This is a genomic window from Bdellovibrio sp. HCB274, from assembly GCF_047306075.1.
GTDB lineage: Bacteria > Bdellovibrionota > Bdellovibrionia > Bdellovibrionales > Bdellovibrionaceae > Bdellovibrio.
This window is the reverse complement of sequence record NZ_CP178623.1, coordinates 1,121,630-1,135,799: the sequence shown is the minus strand read 5'-3', so window position 1 is coordinate 1,135,799 and position 14,170 is coordinate 1,121,630. Positions and strand designations below refer to the sequence as shown.

General features: G+C 47.9%; 16 protein-coding genes and 1 riboswitch. Of the genes, 10 read left to right on the top strand and 6 right to left on the bottom strand.

Annotated elements, in window-relative coordinates:
- Positions 1-38 precede the first annotated feature (38 nt).
- From ACLWNV_RS05580 to ACLWNV_RS05565, 4 genes are all read right to left on the bottom strand, one after another.
- The gene (locus tag ACLWNV_RS05580; protein ID WP_413586930.1) at positions 39-437 is read right to left on the bottom strand and encodes a hypothetical protein; all 399 of its coding nucleotides are present in this window, start codon (positions 435-437) and stop codon (positions 39-41) included.
- On the bottom strand, positions 434-754 hold the full coding sequence (locus ACLWNV_RS05575) for a hypothetical protein (RefSeq protein ID WP_413586929.1): 321 nt from the start codon (positions 752-754) through the stop codon (positions 434-436). Before ACLWNV_RS05575 ends, ACLWNV_RS05580 begins: the two co-directional genes overlap by 4 nt.
- A gap of 62 nt (positions 755-816) precedes the next feature.
- Positions 817-1,176 carry a nucleotide pyrophosphohydrolase gene (locus tag ACLWNV_RS05570; protein ID WP_413586928.1) on the bottom strand — a complete coding sequence of 120 codons (360 nt, stop codon included), beginning with the start codon at positions 1,174-1,176 and terminating at the stop codon, positions 817-819.
- Entirely contained in the window at positions 1,173-1,721 is a 549-nt protein-coding gene (locus tag ACLWNV_RS05565) for a DNA-3-methyladenine glycosylase I (RefSeq protein WP_413586927.1), read from the bottom strand. Before ACLWNV_RS05565 ends, ACLWNV_RS05570 begins: the two co-directional genes overlap by 4 nt.
- A gap of 101 nt (positions 1,722-1,822) precedes the next feature.
- On the opposite strand from ACLWNV_RS05565, the gene ACLWNV_RS05560 reads away from it, so the two are divergent.
- The 5 genes from ACLWNV_RS05560 to ACLWNV_RS05540 all read left to right on the top strand — a co-directional run bounded on the left by ACLWNV_RS05560 (position 1,823) and on the right by ACLWNV_RS05540 (position 7,929).
- Positions 1,823-2,866, top strand: coding sequence for an LLM class flavin-dependent oxidoreductase (locus tag ACLWNV_RS05560; RefSeq protein ID WP_413586926.1), 1,044 nt, complete (start codon positions 1,823-1,825; stop codon positions 2,864-2,866).
- 191 nt (positions 2,867-3,057) lie between these two features.
- Positions 3,058-5,265, top strand: a complete 2,208-nt coding sequence (locus ACLWNV_RS05555) for a DUF1588 domain-containing protein (RefSeq protein WP_413586925.1) — start codon at positions 3,058-3,060, stop codon at positions 5,263-5,265.
- A gap of 9 nt (positions 5,266-5,274) precedes the next feature.
- Positions 5,275-6,780 carry a DUF1552 domain-containing protein gene (locus ACLWNV_RS05550; RefSeq protein ID WP_413586924.1) on the top strand — a complete coding sequence of 502 codons (1,506 nt, stop codon included), beginning with the start codon at positions 5,275-5,277 and terminating at the stop codon, positions 6,778-6,780.
- Positions 6,781-6,995: 215 nt separating this feature from the next.
- A complete protein-coding gene (locus tag ACLWNV_RS05545) occupies positions 6,996-7,139 on the top strand; it encodes a hypothetical protein (protein ID WP_413586923.1) in 144 nt (47 codons plus the stop codon).
- Positions 7,102-7,929 carry a helix-turn-helix domain-containing protein gene (locus ACLWNV_RS05540; protein ID WP_413586922.1) on the top strand — a complete coding sequence of 276 codons (828 nt, stop codon included), beginning with the start codon at positions 7,102-7,104 and terminating at the stop codon, positions 7,927-7,929. Before ACLWNV_RS05545 ends, ACLWNV_RS05540 begins: the two co-directional genes overlap by 38 nt.
- 41 nt (positions 7,930-7,970) lie before the next feature.
- Here ACLWNV_RS05540 and ACLWNV_RS05535 read toward each other — a convergent pair whose 3' ends face one another.
- The gene (locus ACLWNV_RS05535) at positions 7,971-8,570 is read right to left on the bottom strand and encodes a hypothetical protein (protein ID WP_413586921.1); all 600 of its coding nucleotides are present in this window, start codon (positions 8,568-8,570) and stop codon (positions 7,971-7,973) included.
- A gap of 135 nt (positions 8,571-8,705) precedes the next feature.
- Between ACLWNV_RS05535 and ACLWNV_RS05530 the strand changes: the two genes are divergently transcribed.
- Positions 8,706-8,903 (top strand): hypothetical protein, encoded by a 198-nt coding sequence (locus ACLWNV_RS05530; protein ID WP_413586920.1) that lies wholly within the window; start codon positions 8,706-8,708, stop codon positions 8,901-8,903.
- 42 nt (positions 8,904-8,945) lie between these two features.
- Here ACLWNV_RS05530 and ACLWNV_RS05525 read toward each other — a convergent pair whose 3' ends face one another.
- Positions 8,946-9,617, bottom strand: a complete 672-nt coding sequence (locus tag ACLWNV_RS05525) for a glutathione S-transferase family protein (RefSeq protein WP_413586919.1) — start codon at positions 9,615-9,617, stop codon at positions 8,946-8,948.
- Positions 9,618-9,730: 113 nt separating this feature from the next.
- Between ACLWNV_RS05525 and ACLWNV_RS05520 the strand changes: the two genes are divergently transcribed.
- The 4 genes from ACLWNV_RS05520 (at position 9,731) to ACLWNV_RS05505 (ending at position 14,150) form a co-directional block, all read left to right on the top strand.
- Positions 9,731-10,705 (top strand): hypothetical protein, encoded by a 975-nt coding sequence (locus ACLWNV_RS05520; protein WP_413586918.1) that lies wholly within the window; start codon positions 9,731-9,733, stop codon positions 10,703-10,705.
- Between the two features lie 3 nt (positions 10,706-10,708).
- Positions 10,709-12,520 carry a hypothetical protein gene (locus ACLWNV_RS05515; RefSeq protein WP_413586916.1) on the top strand — a complete coding sequence of 604 codons (1,812 nt, stop codon included), beginning with the start codon at positions 10,709-10,711 and terminating at the stop codon, positions 12,518-12,520.
- 177 nt (positions 12,521-12,697) lie between these two features.
- Positions 12,698-12,795, top strand: a riboswitch (purine riboswitch).
- Positions 12,788-13,654 (top strand): endonuclease I family protein, encoded by an 867-nt coding sequence (locus tag ACLWNV_RS05510; protein ID WP_413586915.1) that lies wholly within the window; start codon positions 12,788-12,790, stop codon positions 13,652-13,654. (Overlaps the previous riboswitch by 8 nt.)
- A 232-nt stretch (positions 13,655-13,886) precedes the next feature.
- Positions 13,887-14,150: a hypothetical protein gene (locus ACLWNV_RS05505; RefSeq protein WP_413586914.1), complete on the top strand. Its 264-nt coding sequence runs from the start codon at positions 13,887-13,889 to the stop codon at positions 14,148-14,150.
- Positions 14,151-14,170: the final 20 nt, after the last annotated feature.

The window sequence follows — 14,170 nt, the reverse complement described above, 5'->3', positions numbered from 1 at the left end:
ACTCCGCTAAGTCCTGCACAGTACAGTTTCTTAGAAGCTTACTTGGGTAGCAGTCCCTTCGGACCCGGTAATTTCTTAGCCAGTTTTACCAGGAAATAAACAACGGCACAGGACGCAAAAGCTGCCGTCCCTAACCCCCCGCCGATTCCTTTTGCTAAGGGAATTAGAAAAGTAAAGACCATGGAATAAACTATGCTGGCAATCAGCACTCTTTTCCAGCCAAACCGGGATTTATCAGTCATGCCGACAAAGGTGGCTCCAAAGAAAGCTCCTTGAAGTGCCCCATCCCAGTTGATTCCTGAAAGCTGCAGGAAAACCACAAACAGCAAAGTTGGAAATGCCGAAGCTCGCACTGTGGGCCAGTGTTTTTTGTGAATTAAAAAATAAGTCGTCTGCGCGCTGACCACCGAAACGGCCATGACTCCTGCGAGTGTCATACCATCACCTTTAACGCCAGTCCCAGAAGTGACGAGATAAAGGCGATCAGCCCCAAACGACCACCCATGCCCTTGAAGTACTGACTCATGACCAGATAAATAAGACTGCCGATAGCAGAAACCAACAGAATTTGCCAAAACCCCTGCTGAGTGATTTTTGAGCCCATGGCCACAAAAGCGCCCATATAGATATTTGCATGCACATGAGTGCTTTCAATTCGTTTGGTATCAGGAATGAAAGTCCCTAGTAGGCCCGTTAATGCCGCAGACGCCACCACCGAAAATTCCAGTTGTGCCTGGAAGAAAAAGCACGTCATGCACCCCAATAAAAAAGTGCCAAACTTAAAGAGCCAAAGCTGAATGTAGTGCGCGGATTGTTTCATTCGTTATATTTTTTATTGGAACCTTTTGCAGTTTCCACAGGGTACTTGGCAGCGTTTTTTTGCAACTTTCGCTGCATTGCTGTTGTCAAATCGATCTGATTTAATTGCGCAAATCTTAGCACGAAAAAGAAAACGTCTGCTAATTCGTCAGATACTTTTTCTTTAAACTCTGCCGACTGCATTTTTTCCTGAATCTGGGCTTCAGACTTAAAGCGAAATAGATCCAGAAGTTCATTGGACTCAGTGGACATCCCGATGGCCAGATCTTTTGGCGGATGGAATTGATCCCAGTCCCGCTCTTCACAGAATTTTTGAATGGCTTTGATCATTTCAGATAAAGAATCCGGGGACGTCATGCTTTTCTCCACAGGGGTTTTGCTTTTAGCACCTTACTGTAGATGGGACAATTCTTATCATGGGCACCAGCCAGATAACCGGCACTTACCAGAAATTCATTCACAATTTCGCCACCCGTGAACTTGAAAGTCTTTTTAAACAGCTTTACCCATTCAGCTTTAGAAAGAGGATGTTGCAAGGCTAACCACTTTTGGAAAGAGCCGTGTTCTTTTTGCAGCTTTAAAATGGTTTTGGCGTTTTCAATCGCCGCATTGATCTTAAGGCGATTACGAATAACTCCAGGATCATTCATCAAGCGTTTGCGATCGGCTGCCTTGTATGCCGCCACTTTTTTGATATTAAAGCCATGATAGGCCTTACGGAAAGTATCCTGCTTTTTAAGAATCGTTTCCCAGCTAAGCCCCGCCTGGTTGATTTCCAAAATCAAACGGCAAAACAATTCATTGTCGTCATGAATCGGAAAACCATAGGATTTATCGTGGTAGGGTTTATGGATCGCACATTTTTCTTCGGACATATGCTTGATAGCGCGGCAGTAAGACATCTCGACCTCAATAGCTAAATCCTATCGCTTTTGTGTACATTTACAATTTCAATTATGCCGTTCACCCGCTACAATTTTCCTAAGCGAGCAGGAGTTCTATCATGGCAGCACAAATCGAAATGGGACTGGATACTTTTGGCGATGTCACTCAGGACCTTAATGGTAAAAACCTGCCCCAGGCTCAGGTCATTCGCAACGTGGTGGCCGAAGGTGTTTTGGCTGATCAGTTGGGATTGGATTTTTTCGGCGTCGGCGAACATCACCGCGATGACTTTGCAGTTTCAGCTCCTGAAACCGTTCTTGCTGCGATTGCCGCGCAAACTAAAAAGATTCGCCTGGGCTCTGCCGTCACAGTATTAAGTTCAGATGATCCTATTCGTGTGTTTCAAAGATTTTCCACCATAGATGCGATTTCAAATGGGCGCGCGGAAGTGATTATGGGGCGTGGCTCTTTTATCGAGTCCTTCCCGCTTTTTGGTTTTGATTTAGAGCAATACGAAGAGTTGTTCGAAGAAAAGCTGGATCTGTTCGCGCAAATTCTAAAAGGCAATCCGGTGAACTGGAGTGGCAACACCCGCGTTCCAGTTGCGAATCAAAGTGTTTTTCCCCAGACGGAAAACAAACCTCTGCGCACCTGGATCGGTGTGGGTGGAACTCCAAAATCGGTGCTTAGAGCGGCTCACTATGGTTTTCCGTTGATGCTGGCAATTATCGGCGGTGATCCGAAGCAGTTTAAACCCTTTGTGGATCTTTATTATAAATCCCTGACTCAGTTTAATCAGAAGACTCAACCAATCGGGGTTCACTCCCCCGGCTTTATTGGAAAAACTGACGAGGAAGCGAAAGAAACCATCTGGCCCCACTATCGCACGATGATGAATCGCATCGGCCGTGATCGCGGTTGGCCACCAATCACGAAAGAGCAGTTTGAACATCAAATTGGACCGGAGGGTTCATTGTATGTCGGCTCCCCTGAAACAGTCGCTAATAAGATTGCGACCACGATCAAGTATCTTGGCGTTGCACGCTTTGATTTGAAGTACAGCTTAGGCACTTTACCCCATGAAGACTTGATGAAATGCATTGAACTTTACGGCAATAAAGTCGTCCCTTTGGTGCGTGAAAAGCTGTCTCGCGGAGGATGACCGATACCTACTTAAGTACTTAAAAAGTGGGCACTTTTTTGACGTTCCATGTGTCTCCCTTGTAATCCCCGGGAAACACCGCACCCCTTCGTCCAGACTTCGGCTTGAATTGAGTCAAATGACAAAGATTTGGTTCTGACTCCAAACCCCTCTGCTATTCTTAAAAATGAGTCGTGTTCCGGTATTGGGGGATGAAATTGAAACAGACCATCATCGCTAAATTTAAACGTATTGGCGTTAAACCTGCCGCTTTACTTGTCGGTGCCACGGTAACGATCTTTTCGTTTCAAAACTGTGGCGAGGGCTTTACGGTTATTAGTAGCCTGCAGGGCATTGAAGGCACCAATCAACCTGAATATGTAGACGAGTCTACAGACGTCACCGCTGGTAAACAGCTCTACGCACAGAACTGTGCGGGCTGCCACGGAGCTTTCGAAAACTCCACGGTATCCGGTAAATCCTTAATTGATATCAAAACTGCGATTGCCAACACTCCGCAGATGTTTGCCTTCCAAGCACTTGCAGATTCTCAGTTGGAGCTTATTGCTCTGGCACTGAATCCGGGTTCTCCAGGCACAACTACTCCGACACCGTCGCCGTCTCCTTCACCAACTGTGACGGCTTCTCCTTCGCCTACGGTGTCTCCAACTGTGAACCCTTCTCCGTCACCAACAGTTTCTCCGACGGTTTCTCCGTCACCAACGGCAACGGTAAGTCCATCGCCGACTGTTTCGCCGTCGCCGTCGCCATCACCTTCTCCGTCTCCTTCACCGACAACTTCGCCGGTGCCAGCGAACAACTTCGCCTGCCAACCGGGTGAAGACCCAGGGATTCGTGATCTGCGCCGTATGTCGCGTCGTGAATACCTGCAAACGATGAAAGTCCTTTCTTATGGAAAGGTTTCCATCGATTCCTTGCAAACAGATATCGATAATTTGCCAGCAGACGTCGTGACTGGCGTGTTTGATACAACGGACATGTCCGTATCAGCAGCCCACATCGAAGCGCACATGACTTTGGCAAAGAAAATCGCCGGTCTTTTCGCTGCAAGCTCCACTTGGAGATCTTCGGCAATGGGCAGTTGCAGTAGCATGACCGATACCTGCTGGAATAACTTCTTTAATGGTTTTGGTCGAATGGCTTTCCGCCGCCCGATGACGACGTCAGAGAAACAGCTTTACAAGGATCTTTATAATTCTGAGTTCGGTGGAAATCTGACTGACGGCTTAACGGTTGCGATTATGGCGATCCTGCAGTCTCCAAATTTCATCTATAAAGTTGAAATCAACGGTACGGCGGTTAACGGCCGCGAAGACCTGGTAAAACTAACTGACTATGAACTCGCTTCCCGTATTGCGTTCCTGGCAACAGGCCGTGGCCCCGACAACGCCCTGTTGACTGATGCCGCGAATGGCACACTGGCTACAGCTGATGGCTACAAAACGGTGGTGAATCGCGTGTTTGCAACTGCTGAATCCAAAGAGCACGTTGGCGAATTCTATGGCCAGTGGTTGGGTGTGAACCGTATGCCGTCTTCGAATCACTCGACTTGGTTCTTAGGCAACGTACCGCGCGCTTCTATTCAGCCCGAAGCGATTCAAGAGGTGAAAGACTTCACAAACTATTTCACTTACACAGTGGCTGGTACTTATAAACACTTGATGGCATCAACAGACACCTTCACGCAAGGTAATGCGTTAACGCAAATCTACGGTGCTGCGAAAGGTGTGGCACTTTCAAATGCAGAACGCGCAGGGATTATGAGCCGCGTGGGCTTTATGTTCAGCCCGACCGACAATACAAGCCTGGTGCATCGTGGACTTGTGGTGCGCAGAAATATTCTTTGTGACTCCATTCCGCTTCCAACAATTGGACCGGATGAAAAGGATCTGTTTGCTCCACCAGTACCAGATCCATCGCAGTCACAACGTCAGCAAATTGAAACCCGCACTTCACCGGTTCGCTGTCAGGCTTGTCACTCCCTGATCAATCCCATGGGATTTGTTCTGGAGAACTACAACGCCTTCGGTAAGTACCGCACAGTCGAAAGCATTTATGATTCAACTGGAAAAGTGCTTGCCACTCACCCAGTGAATGCCCGCGTGAAACCAAATATTGAATCCGCAAACGACCCTGAAGTGAATGGCCCTGCAGAAATGGCTCACGCTATTGCGAACTCTTCCCGTGGTCCGGCTTGTATGGTTAAGCAATGGGGTACTTATACGATGGGTCGTGCGATCACGGCTGCGGATAACTGCTCTATGAACACCAGCTTCTCGCAGTTGACGGACCCGTCAAAACCGAGCTCGAGCGGTGACTACCCAGGTACAATTTTAAATATGATTAAATCGCCAGCGTTTGATGCAAACTTCCGTTTGCGTAAACGTGGGGCCCTTTAAGAGGTTCGTATGCATTGGAATAAGTTATCACGTCGCCAGTTTTTAAGAGGATCCGGGACCTTTGCTTTGGCCCTGCCTTTTCTGCCTTCCATGCTGCCTTACGCGGAAGCACAAACGGGTCCTAATCTAAAAAAACGCTTTATCGCCATTCACAATGGTCACTGTCAGGCCGTTGAGCATTGGTTGCCAGATCCAGCCAAGTTCAATTGGACTGAGTCGCAAACTTACGCCCGCCAAGTGGCTTTGTCGGCCATTCCAGGCGCGATGTCACCGGTTTTAAATACGCAGTTCGATGCGCTTCGTTCGAAGCTGACAATCCTGTCCCGTCTGGATCCACTTTCAAAAACTCCGAATCACAATGCCGAGTGTATGTTGACTGGTGGTGTGGTCAGTGAAGCGGTTTCCAGTATTGACCAGGTTATTGCGAAATTCCTGTACGGCGGCTCGCCGTTAAATTTGTATGTGAAGTCTGTCGATGACGGTAACTACAATGGGGCGTCGCAAATGAGTGTTCTGAACAAACAATACGTTCAGGGACAATTCAACCCATCTGCAGTTTTCTCAAGCATGTTTGGGACGACAACTTCTCCAACCACGCCGACTGCTGATCCGAACAAGCTTACTCGTCGTGATATCCTGGTGGCTGATAAAGTTTATGCTGAATACTCGGCCCTGCGTTCGAATCGCCGTCTGTCCAAAGATGATTTGGCCCGCGTTGAACAACACATGGCCTTGATCACGGACCTGCAAAAGAAATTAAATTCCAGCATCGTGACTCCGGCACCAACTCCGGTTGCGTGCACCTCACCAAGTGGTCCGACAAGCTCCCCTACGAAATCTTCAAATCCTGCGGATTTCCAGGTGGTGATTGACCAGATGTTTGATGTGATTGAAGTGGGTGTTAAATGCGGCAAAATCCAAGTGGCTACTTTGATGATGCACGTATACGACTATTTCAGTGGTTCGGTGAACTTCGTTCCAGGTATCACGGGTTCAAATCGTTTCCATGAGGACATCAATCACGCAGGCACTGATGAGCTTCGCGCGATGAAGCTTGCTATGATGACTTTCTTTGCTAATCGCGTGGCGCGCTTCCTAACTAATATGAATACGGTGGAAGACACTAACACGGGAGCGACTTACCTGGATAATTCCCTGATTTTCTGGGGCAATGACCAAGGTACAACCAAGAACACGAATGCCCACAACTCTGTGAACAATCCGGTGTTGTTAGCTGGTAGTGCTGGTGGATTTCTTAAGCCAGGTCGTCACATTGATTACGGTCCGTCGTATGGTTCTACTCGCCGTCCAATTGGTGGTGATGAGAGCGCTTACAAACGCGGCCGCCCTTACAATCAGCTATTGATCACAATCATGCAGGCCATGGGCATGCAGCCAGCAGACTATGAGGTTGGCACGACTCAAGGTTATGGTGTGTATGGTGCGCTTGAGAGCTCCTACACGTACTTGGGTGTGAATCATCGTCGCGAGATCCTGCCTTTGATCACGGGTTAGGCTTTCACAAAATCAAAACTCTTTTAGAGGGGCTTTAGCAATAAAGCCCCTTTTCTTTTTCCAGTTAAGTATCTTTAATAGATCCTATCAATCACTTTTTGATCCGAAACTTGCATTTTAGTTTCAAAAAATGATACCTTCTGAATGCCTCTTGTCGGACTGCTTTTTACAGACGATTCTGCTTTCACACCCACCCCACTGAAAAAGGAGGAAGTATGAAAGCATTAATTCATTGGCTGTTTTTCTCAGGTCCTTCAATTGAAGACATCGCCATTTTGGAAAAAGAATTCGGCGAAGGATACCAGCACTGGAGTGATGACTATGGATATTCAGATTCAAAAAATAAAATCTGTTCTTAAGGATCAGCTTAAAAAACGCAAGATGACTTACGAAGACCTGGCGGAGGAGCTGGAAGTTTCAGTTCCCACCATCAAACGCTGGATGGGCGATCATGATCTGGGTCTGAACGATCTTTTTAGAATCTGCGAAATTCTGGAACTGAACTTATCCGATTTGCATGCCCTGTCCGCGAATGCAAAAGCCTCACAAAGTCCGACCCGCCTTTCTGATGAGCAGCAAAAGTTTCTGGTTAAGAACATGAACTATCTGGCGTTCTTTATGCAAATTCACGATGGCAAAACGCCCCAGGAAATTGCGGAGCGCTATAAGCTAACAAAGTTGTCGGTCGATAAATATCTGGTGAAGCTTGAAAACCTGGGGCTGATCAAAGTGACTGGTAAACTTCGTGTGAAGTCCACCTTCGATGGTCAGGTGAACTTTGGCGACGGCATCCTTTCCAAGACTTATTACAAGCGCTGGATTGATGGCACCGGAAACTTCTTTGCAAACGTGATCACAGATGCGCTGACCAACGAAGCTTCGGTCGACGCTAAGACTCGCGATCACAAATCCTTTGCGACCTACTCCATTCAGACCATCAAGCTGACTCAGGAAAGTTATACGAAATGGGCTACGGAGGCGCGAGCAGCCATCGTGCAACTTCATTCCATTAGTAAAATTGAAGAGAAAGCTTATTCCGCGGATAAATTAGTTACGGCAGTGATTTTAAATGCGCACGCCTCTTTACCGCCGGATTCAAAACGACTTATGGAGATCGACGAGATCGCTGGGAAAATCGAAAATATTTAAGTATTGTATCGCACCGCACCCCCAAAAGGTACGGCGTACCTTTAGAACGGAATCGAAAGTCCCGCGGTCACGGTGGTTTGATTATACTTATCTACGTACTGGGGCATATTCTGATAGACCGCATCTGATTCTGACTTGCCTTCAGTGTAGGTGCGATAGGCACCTTCGACGTTAATGGATAAATGCCTGAATACCAAAAACCCAATCCCCGCACGAACCGCTGTTCCAGTGATTTCATCTTTCTTGGTGGCATTCGGCTGAGTGATGTTTAATTTGTCGGTAAAGTTATATCCCACCCACAAATTCCAACGCCCCATCCACATCCCTAAATCTGCACCGATGGATTCGCGTTCAAATTTATCTTCGTGGGTGTCGTATTTAATCTTGCCGCCGGAGGCCGCCATGTACTCGCCTGCTATCCACGCGCCATTCCCAAAGACCCATCCCAATCGTGCTCCGTAGGAAATGCTGTCTGAACTTTGGCCATCCAGCTTGGCAACTCCTTCAAGGGCCTGACCTGCTGGCGTGTATTGGATATTTGTGGAGCCTGAGACCTCATAGGCCACCATGGGTTCAAATAAAACCATGGCGTTAGCATTGATGGCGAATGCGGTCGTGAAAATTGCCAGAGCGTATTTCATTGAGGTCCCCCGTGATGTTTCATTTTGAGACTAAATCTTGAATATTTCGTCTAAGAAATTTTCAAATACACCTTTGGTCCAGGCTGGTTTCGGCCGATAAATTAATCAGCTGTTAGTAACGGGTAAGGAAATCAAATGATCAAAGTATTGTCTTTAAGCATTGTCGGACTTTCCATCATGGGAGCTTTCATTTCTTTCTCTCCAGCTCACTCCCCTGAATTCAAAATTGAAGTAACGCAAAAGTCTGCGTTTAAAACCGAAGGTGCCTGCATGTCACGAATCCTGGACAAAGCCCCGCGCATCGCTGCTAAAGAAGGATGCCGCCTGGGTTAAAAAAGCAAAAGGCCTCTGTTCGGGAGGCCTTTTTTATTTCTGCTATTTGAACTCGATGGGCTTTGCTTTTTCCTGCATGGCCTCCGCCATCCAAAACTGCACGCCGTGATGATCCTGGATGTTTTTCATGTACTGCTTAATCATCGGATCGTTGATTTTAATTCCATAATTAATAAAACGAAAAACTACGGGCGCAAAAAACGCATCAGCAATGCAGAACTCGCCAAACAGGAAAGGTCCTTCGCTGACCTTTAGGGCGTCCTTCCACATTTTGATAATGCGGTTGATTTCCGCGCGCGTTCCATCGGTCAAATGTTTGACCGGCTGAGTGCGTTTTAAATCCATGCTTAGGTTTGTGCGAAGATTTGAGAAGCTTGAATGCATTTCAGCGGCGTAACTGCGTGCCAGGGCGCGAGTGCCCGCGTCTTCGGGCCATAGCTGTGCTTCAGGGGAAAGTTCGTTCAGATATTCAGCAATCGCCAAAGAATCCCAAATCACACGCTTACCTTGTTTTAGTACCGGAACTTTTCCCGAGTCGGTGTACTTGGCAATTTGTGCTGATGTATTTTTGTCATCAAGCTTGATGTTGATTTCCTTAAATGGAAGTCCCGATTGAACCGCCACCAGCCACGCGCGCATGGACCATGAAGAATAAGTTTTATCGCCAATCACTAGATCAAAAAATGGTTTGTCGCTGTGCACATGAAACGCCACTACAAAACTCCTTGGTTAGTTAACGGTTTTCTTACGGTCGGTCGCAAAAGTACACCAATTTAATTGGTACAACGGTTGCATTTGTGAGTTCTTTGCCTGGAGGAGAAGCCATAATGAAACCACTGTGTCTGATTTTGAGTTTAATAATGTCGTTCGGTACGGCCCCCGCTTTTGCGTCGCGCGTTAGTTGTAGTGCCCGCGATAAGGGATGGGAAGAACATTGGGGAGGCCACGACAGTTGTGGATCTTGCCAGGCAAAACATGGCGACTGCGTTGAAACTTGTTCTCTGGAATACTCTACCTGCGAAGCTGTGGGTACAGACTATTTGGGAAATCAAATCCGAGTTAAAGGTGCCGGCGATGACCGCTGGAATGCAGAACAAGTTGCAGTGAATCTTTGCCAGCGTAACTTTGCAAACTGCACAGTTGTAAGCTGCAACAACGAAGCAGAAACAGTCTCTTCTCGCTACTGCCCAAAACGCCCGGAACCACCTCCAGCACCAAAACCAAATCCTCGTCCACCGGCTCCGGCACCAAAACCACCGGCACCGGCACCGAAACCGCCTGCGCCAGCACCAAAGCCTCCAGCTCCAAAACCGAAGCCACCAGCTCCGGCTCCGAAACCACCAGCGCCAGCTCCGAAGCCACCGGCTCCGGCTCCGAAGCCACCGGCTCCAGCTCCGAAGCCACCGGCTCCAGCGCCGAAGCCACCAGCGCCAGCTCCGAAACCACCGGCTCCAGCTCCGAAGCCACCGGCTCCAGCACCAAAGCCACCGGCTCCAGCTCCGAAACCGCCAGCTCCGGCTCCGAAGCCACCAGCTCCGGCGCCAAAGCCACCGGCTCCAGCTCCGAAACCGCCAGCTCCGGCTCCGAAACCGCCAGCTCCAGCTCCGAAACCACCGGCTCCGGCTCCGAAACCGCCTGCGCCTCATCCTGGTAAACCAGGCGGACCTGGCGGTCCCGGCAAGCCGGGAGGCCCTAGTCGACCTGGTCCCGGTAAGCCCGGCGGCCCGGGTGGCCCTGGCAAACCAGGCCCGCGTCATATGAATTTGGAAACTTCTGAACTGATTCAAGTTGAAGGGAACTAAAAAATGAATGCACTAAGACTGACACTGATTACTTCCAGCATTCTGATTTCAAATTTTGCTTTCGCAAAACCAGTGACCGTTAAGGATTGGTCATTGGATGACACGAGCTCCGTGTGTGTCGCCTCCACAACTCGTGTGGCGAATGGACAGAGCTACCGCTTTGAATTGCGTTTAGAAAAATCTGGCAACACTCCGTTGGAAGCGCACATTCGTGACGCTTCAGGGGCGGTGAAAGGATTTCGCTTCACCACAGAAGTTAAACCCATCCAAAGCTTTGCCTTCATCCCATTGCAAAACGCCGACGGCTCCGTGTCCTTCTGGCAAGTGCCCACCGATACCAATGCTTTAGTTTCCTATATCAAACGTCAAACCCGCCTTTTGGTACAAGGCCTTGCGCAAAACCAGCCAACCAAGGCCATTGATTTTTCCTTGAGAGGCTCCAGCGACATCGTTGATGCCTTGGCCACTCAATGTGCTAGTGGCAAAGCCCTGGTTTCTGTGGATTTTGAAAAATTCTTTGTCCCTGCGATGACAGCGACAATGGATCCTTTGAAATTCACTGCAGAACAATCAGCTCACCTGCGCTCCCTGTATCAGGATTCTGTGAGTGCCAACACACTGAAAGCAACTTACCAACGTCAGTTGACGGCGCTGAACTCCCAGTACGCAAAACAGATTCAGGAATTGGGTCAGGTCACAGGCTCCCTGGATCAATTGACGACTAAAGAGTTGGTTAGCTTAAGAAGCCAAAAAGCTTCCCTTGAACAAAAAATCCAGTCTTTGGATCAACAAATCCTTACGCAACAAAACCTGATCAACTCCAAAGAGTCGGAAGTTGTACAGGCGAATGCGGTTTACGACGATGCCTGGAAAGTGTTGGCTCCGTTTGAGGCTGAACACCAACGTCTGAATGCTCTGGCGCAAAATTCCAAAACTGATCTGACAAAATACCAAGGTCAGCTATCAAATATTGATCAGGGTATTCAAAGCAGACAGTCAGAACTGTCCAGCGCACAAAATCAGGTATCAGCATTGGGCCGCCGCCTATCGCAACTGGATGGCGAAATCCAAACCGCTCGCCAGTATGCGAATGCGACTGATTCCATCTATCGCGGCTTTGACTACAACCGCGAGCGACATGACCGTATTCAGTGGCATCCGATCACAGAGTATTGCCGCCGCGGTGGCAGTGAGTATTGCAATAGCCTGATGAACAAAGTCAGTAACTTTGCAGAGACTGAAACCTACAACATTCAAAACCGCTTAAGCCAAAACGTAAATGTGACTCGCAATGATCTGGATGCAAAAATGCAGTCCTACACGACAGTTGCGAATCAAATTAACGACTACCAAAATAACGTGATTCCACGCCTGCAGGATCAAATCGCAGATTTGCGCAACCAGCGTCCTTCGATCGAATCCGCGGTTTCCCGAACTCGTGACGAAGTGACAAACCGTACAGCAGCACTGCAGTCCTATGATCAAAGAGTCGGTTACGCTGCGAAAAAAGCTGACGTTAATGCGAAGGCCGCAACCGTGGTTGCCCGTCAGAACGAGTTGAAATCTTTGGAACAGACTCAGGTTGGTTTCCAATCGACGCGAAATCAGTCCCTGGCCGGTCTTTCTGCCACAGACAAAAAGATCCAGGATGTTCTGGCTAAAATTCAGGCCACTCAAGGCCGGGAGTCTGAGCTGAACAAAGTCCTGGCGCCTTACTTTACAGAGAAAACCCGCATCTCGAGTGCCATCACTGAATCCACAAATCTGATTAACTATAATAAGTCAGAATTTGCAGCGATCATCAGCGGAAACTAAAATGATTAAAGGCGGAGCAGTTGTTCCGCCTTTCTTATTTAGTCATGTTTGGATTTGGACAAGATTGAAAAATTACTCTGCGCATTCACATAAAATGCGAAGAGTTGTTAAACGAATGACGCCCCTGGACTTAACATTTGGCAATTAGTATTTGCAACTCAAACGCCAATGGGCCAGAACATTGGTCAAGATTAACCGCATATAAGTGATCAATATGGGATCGCGTTTCTACCGGGCACCGTAAACGCCTGTCTATGAGAGGTAACCATGAAAGCAATGCTTTCCACAGTTCTAGTTGTTTGTTCGATTTTCTTCGCAATCTCGGGCAATGCCGCTTCCCTATCCCAAGGAATTCCATACTACGGTGAAGAATTTTACCAAGACCTGGCAAATGGCGCATCTAACGGTGCTTTGATTGCTCGTCTTCAAAACATTCTTCGCAGCCAGCACAAACAAGTGCCAGGCAAATACGATCAGATTTCTGAGCACTGCTCTGGCGAAGGCTGCTACCAACATATCTCTTTGGGTTATGACGGTGCACGTGCCTGGTTGATGGGTACTTTCTATTTGACTCAAGTAAACGGTCACTACGCAGTTTCTGACGTTTATTGTGGTGTTCTTCGTTCAGAAGAAGAATTCCCAGCTTCTCGTGGCCCAGCTCCGGGTAAATATCCAGATGGCAACATCGTGAACACAGAGCACACTTGGCCACAAAGCCGTTTCTCAGGCCAGTTCAACACAGGAATGCAAAAATCTGATTTGCATCACTTGTTCCCGACAGATAACGAGTTGAACTCTATTCGCGGTAACAACGAATTCGGTGAAGTGGCCCGTGAATCTAAAAAACTAAAATGCCCGGTTTCTCGTTTCGGTAAACCAGCTCAAGGTGGCAACGACGTTTTCGAACCACCACAAGCTCACAAAGGCAACGTGGCTCGCGCATTGTTCTACTTCTCTGTTCACTACAGCCTGCCAATCAGCCCACGCCAGGAAGCATTCCTACGTAAATGGGATAAAGAAGACCCAGTGGACGAGGAAGAAATGGCTCGCAACAATGCGATCCTGACGGTTCAAGGGAACCGCAACCCTTTCATCGACTACCCTGAATTGGTAGACAAAATCAGCAAGTTCTAATTAATGAAAAGCCAGAGGAAACTCTGGCTTTTTTTATGTGCAAGCACTGTCTTGTTTTTCTCGATTCCCGTCTCAAAATCGGGTCAAAATCCCATTAATTTCGCACGATTTGATACAAGTCCTATTTTGACCCGGCCCAAAATAAATCAAACATAAACTTATATATAAAAATACCGATAAGTTACCCATGGAAAATCGAATCAAGGATGACGAGACTCCGGGGGACCTCTAGATGAGCAAGTTATTCAATAACAAGAAAATGCCTGCTTACACTCCCCTGCAAATACCTATCTACAGGGAAAAGCGCTACATACTGCTTTTGCCGTCGGCAATTCTGGTGGTGTCGGGATTGGCACTGGTTACTCTGTGCCCGATCAAAGATGCGCAGGAGCCAGTGAAGATATTTTCCAGCCAGGCGAAAAAACAAACGCTGAAGAAAACGAAGATTGCGAATAATACAAAACCGATGCGCTCGCCAAGCTCTATCACCAAATAAAAAAAACGCTCTTCTCCGGG

Coding starts and splice junctions, on each gene's coding strand:
- ACLWNV_RS05580 (WP_413586930.1), bottom strand. CDS start 437: ATGACACTCGCAGGAGTCATGGCCGTTTCGGTGGTCAGCGCGCAGACG.
- ACLWNV_RS05575 (WP_413586929.1), bottom strand. CDS start 754: ATGACGTGCTTTTTCTTCCAGGCACAACTGGAATTTTCGGTGGTGGCG.
- ACLWNV_RS05570 (WP_413586928.1), bottom strand. CDS start 1,176: ATGACGTCCCCGGATTCTTTATCTGAAATGATCAAAGCCATTCAAAAA.
- ACLWNV_RS05565 (WP_413586927.1), bottom strand. CDS start 1,721: ATGTCTTACTGCCGCGCTATCAAGCATATGTCCGAAGAAAAATGTGCG.
- ACLWNV_RS05560 (WP_413586926.1), top strand. CDS start 1,823: ATGGCAGCACAAATCGAAATGGGACTGGATACTTTTGGCGATGTCACT.
- ACLWNV_RS05555 (WP_413586925.1), top strand. CDS start 3,058: ATGAAATTGAAACAGACCATCATCGCTAAATTTAAACGTATTGGCGTT.
- ACLWNV_RS05550 (WP_413586924.1), top strand. CDS start 5,275: ATGCATTGGAATAAGTTATCACGTCGCCAGTTTTTAAGAGGATCCGGG.
- ACLWNV_RS05545 (WP_413586923.1), top strand. CDS start 6,996: ATGAAAGCATTAATTCATTGGCTGTTTTTCTCAGGTCCTTCAATTGAA.
- ACLWNV_RS05540 (WP_413586922.1), top strand. CDS start 7,102: ATGGATATTCAGATTCAAAAAATAAAATCTGTTCTTAAGGATCAGCTT.
- ACLWNV_RS05535 (WP_413586921.1), bottom strand. CDS start 8,570: ATGAAATACGCTCTGGCAATTTTCACGACCGCATTCGCCATCAATGCT.
- ACLWNV_RS05530 (WP_413586920.1), top strand. CDS start 8,706: ATGATCAAAGTATTGTCTTTAAGCATTGTCGGACTTTCCATCATGGGA.
- ACLWNV_RS05520 (WP_413586918.1), top strand. CDS start 9,731: ATGAAACCACTGTGTCTGATTTTGAGTTTAATAATGTCGTTCGGTACG.
- ACLWNV_RS05515 (WP_413586916.1), top strand. CDS start 10,709: ATGAATGCACTAAGACTGACACTGATTACTTCCAGCATTCTGATTTCA.
- ACLWNV_RS05510 (WP_413586915.1), top strand. CDS start 12,788: ATGAAAGCAATGCTTTCCACAGTTCTAGTTGTTTGTTCGATTTTCTTC.
- ACLWNV_RS05505 (WP_413586914.1), top strand. CDS start 13,887: ATGAGCAAGTTATTCAATAACAAGAAAATGCCTGCTTACACTCCCCTG.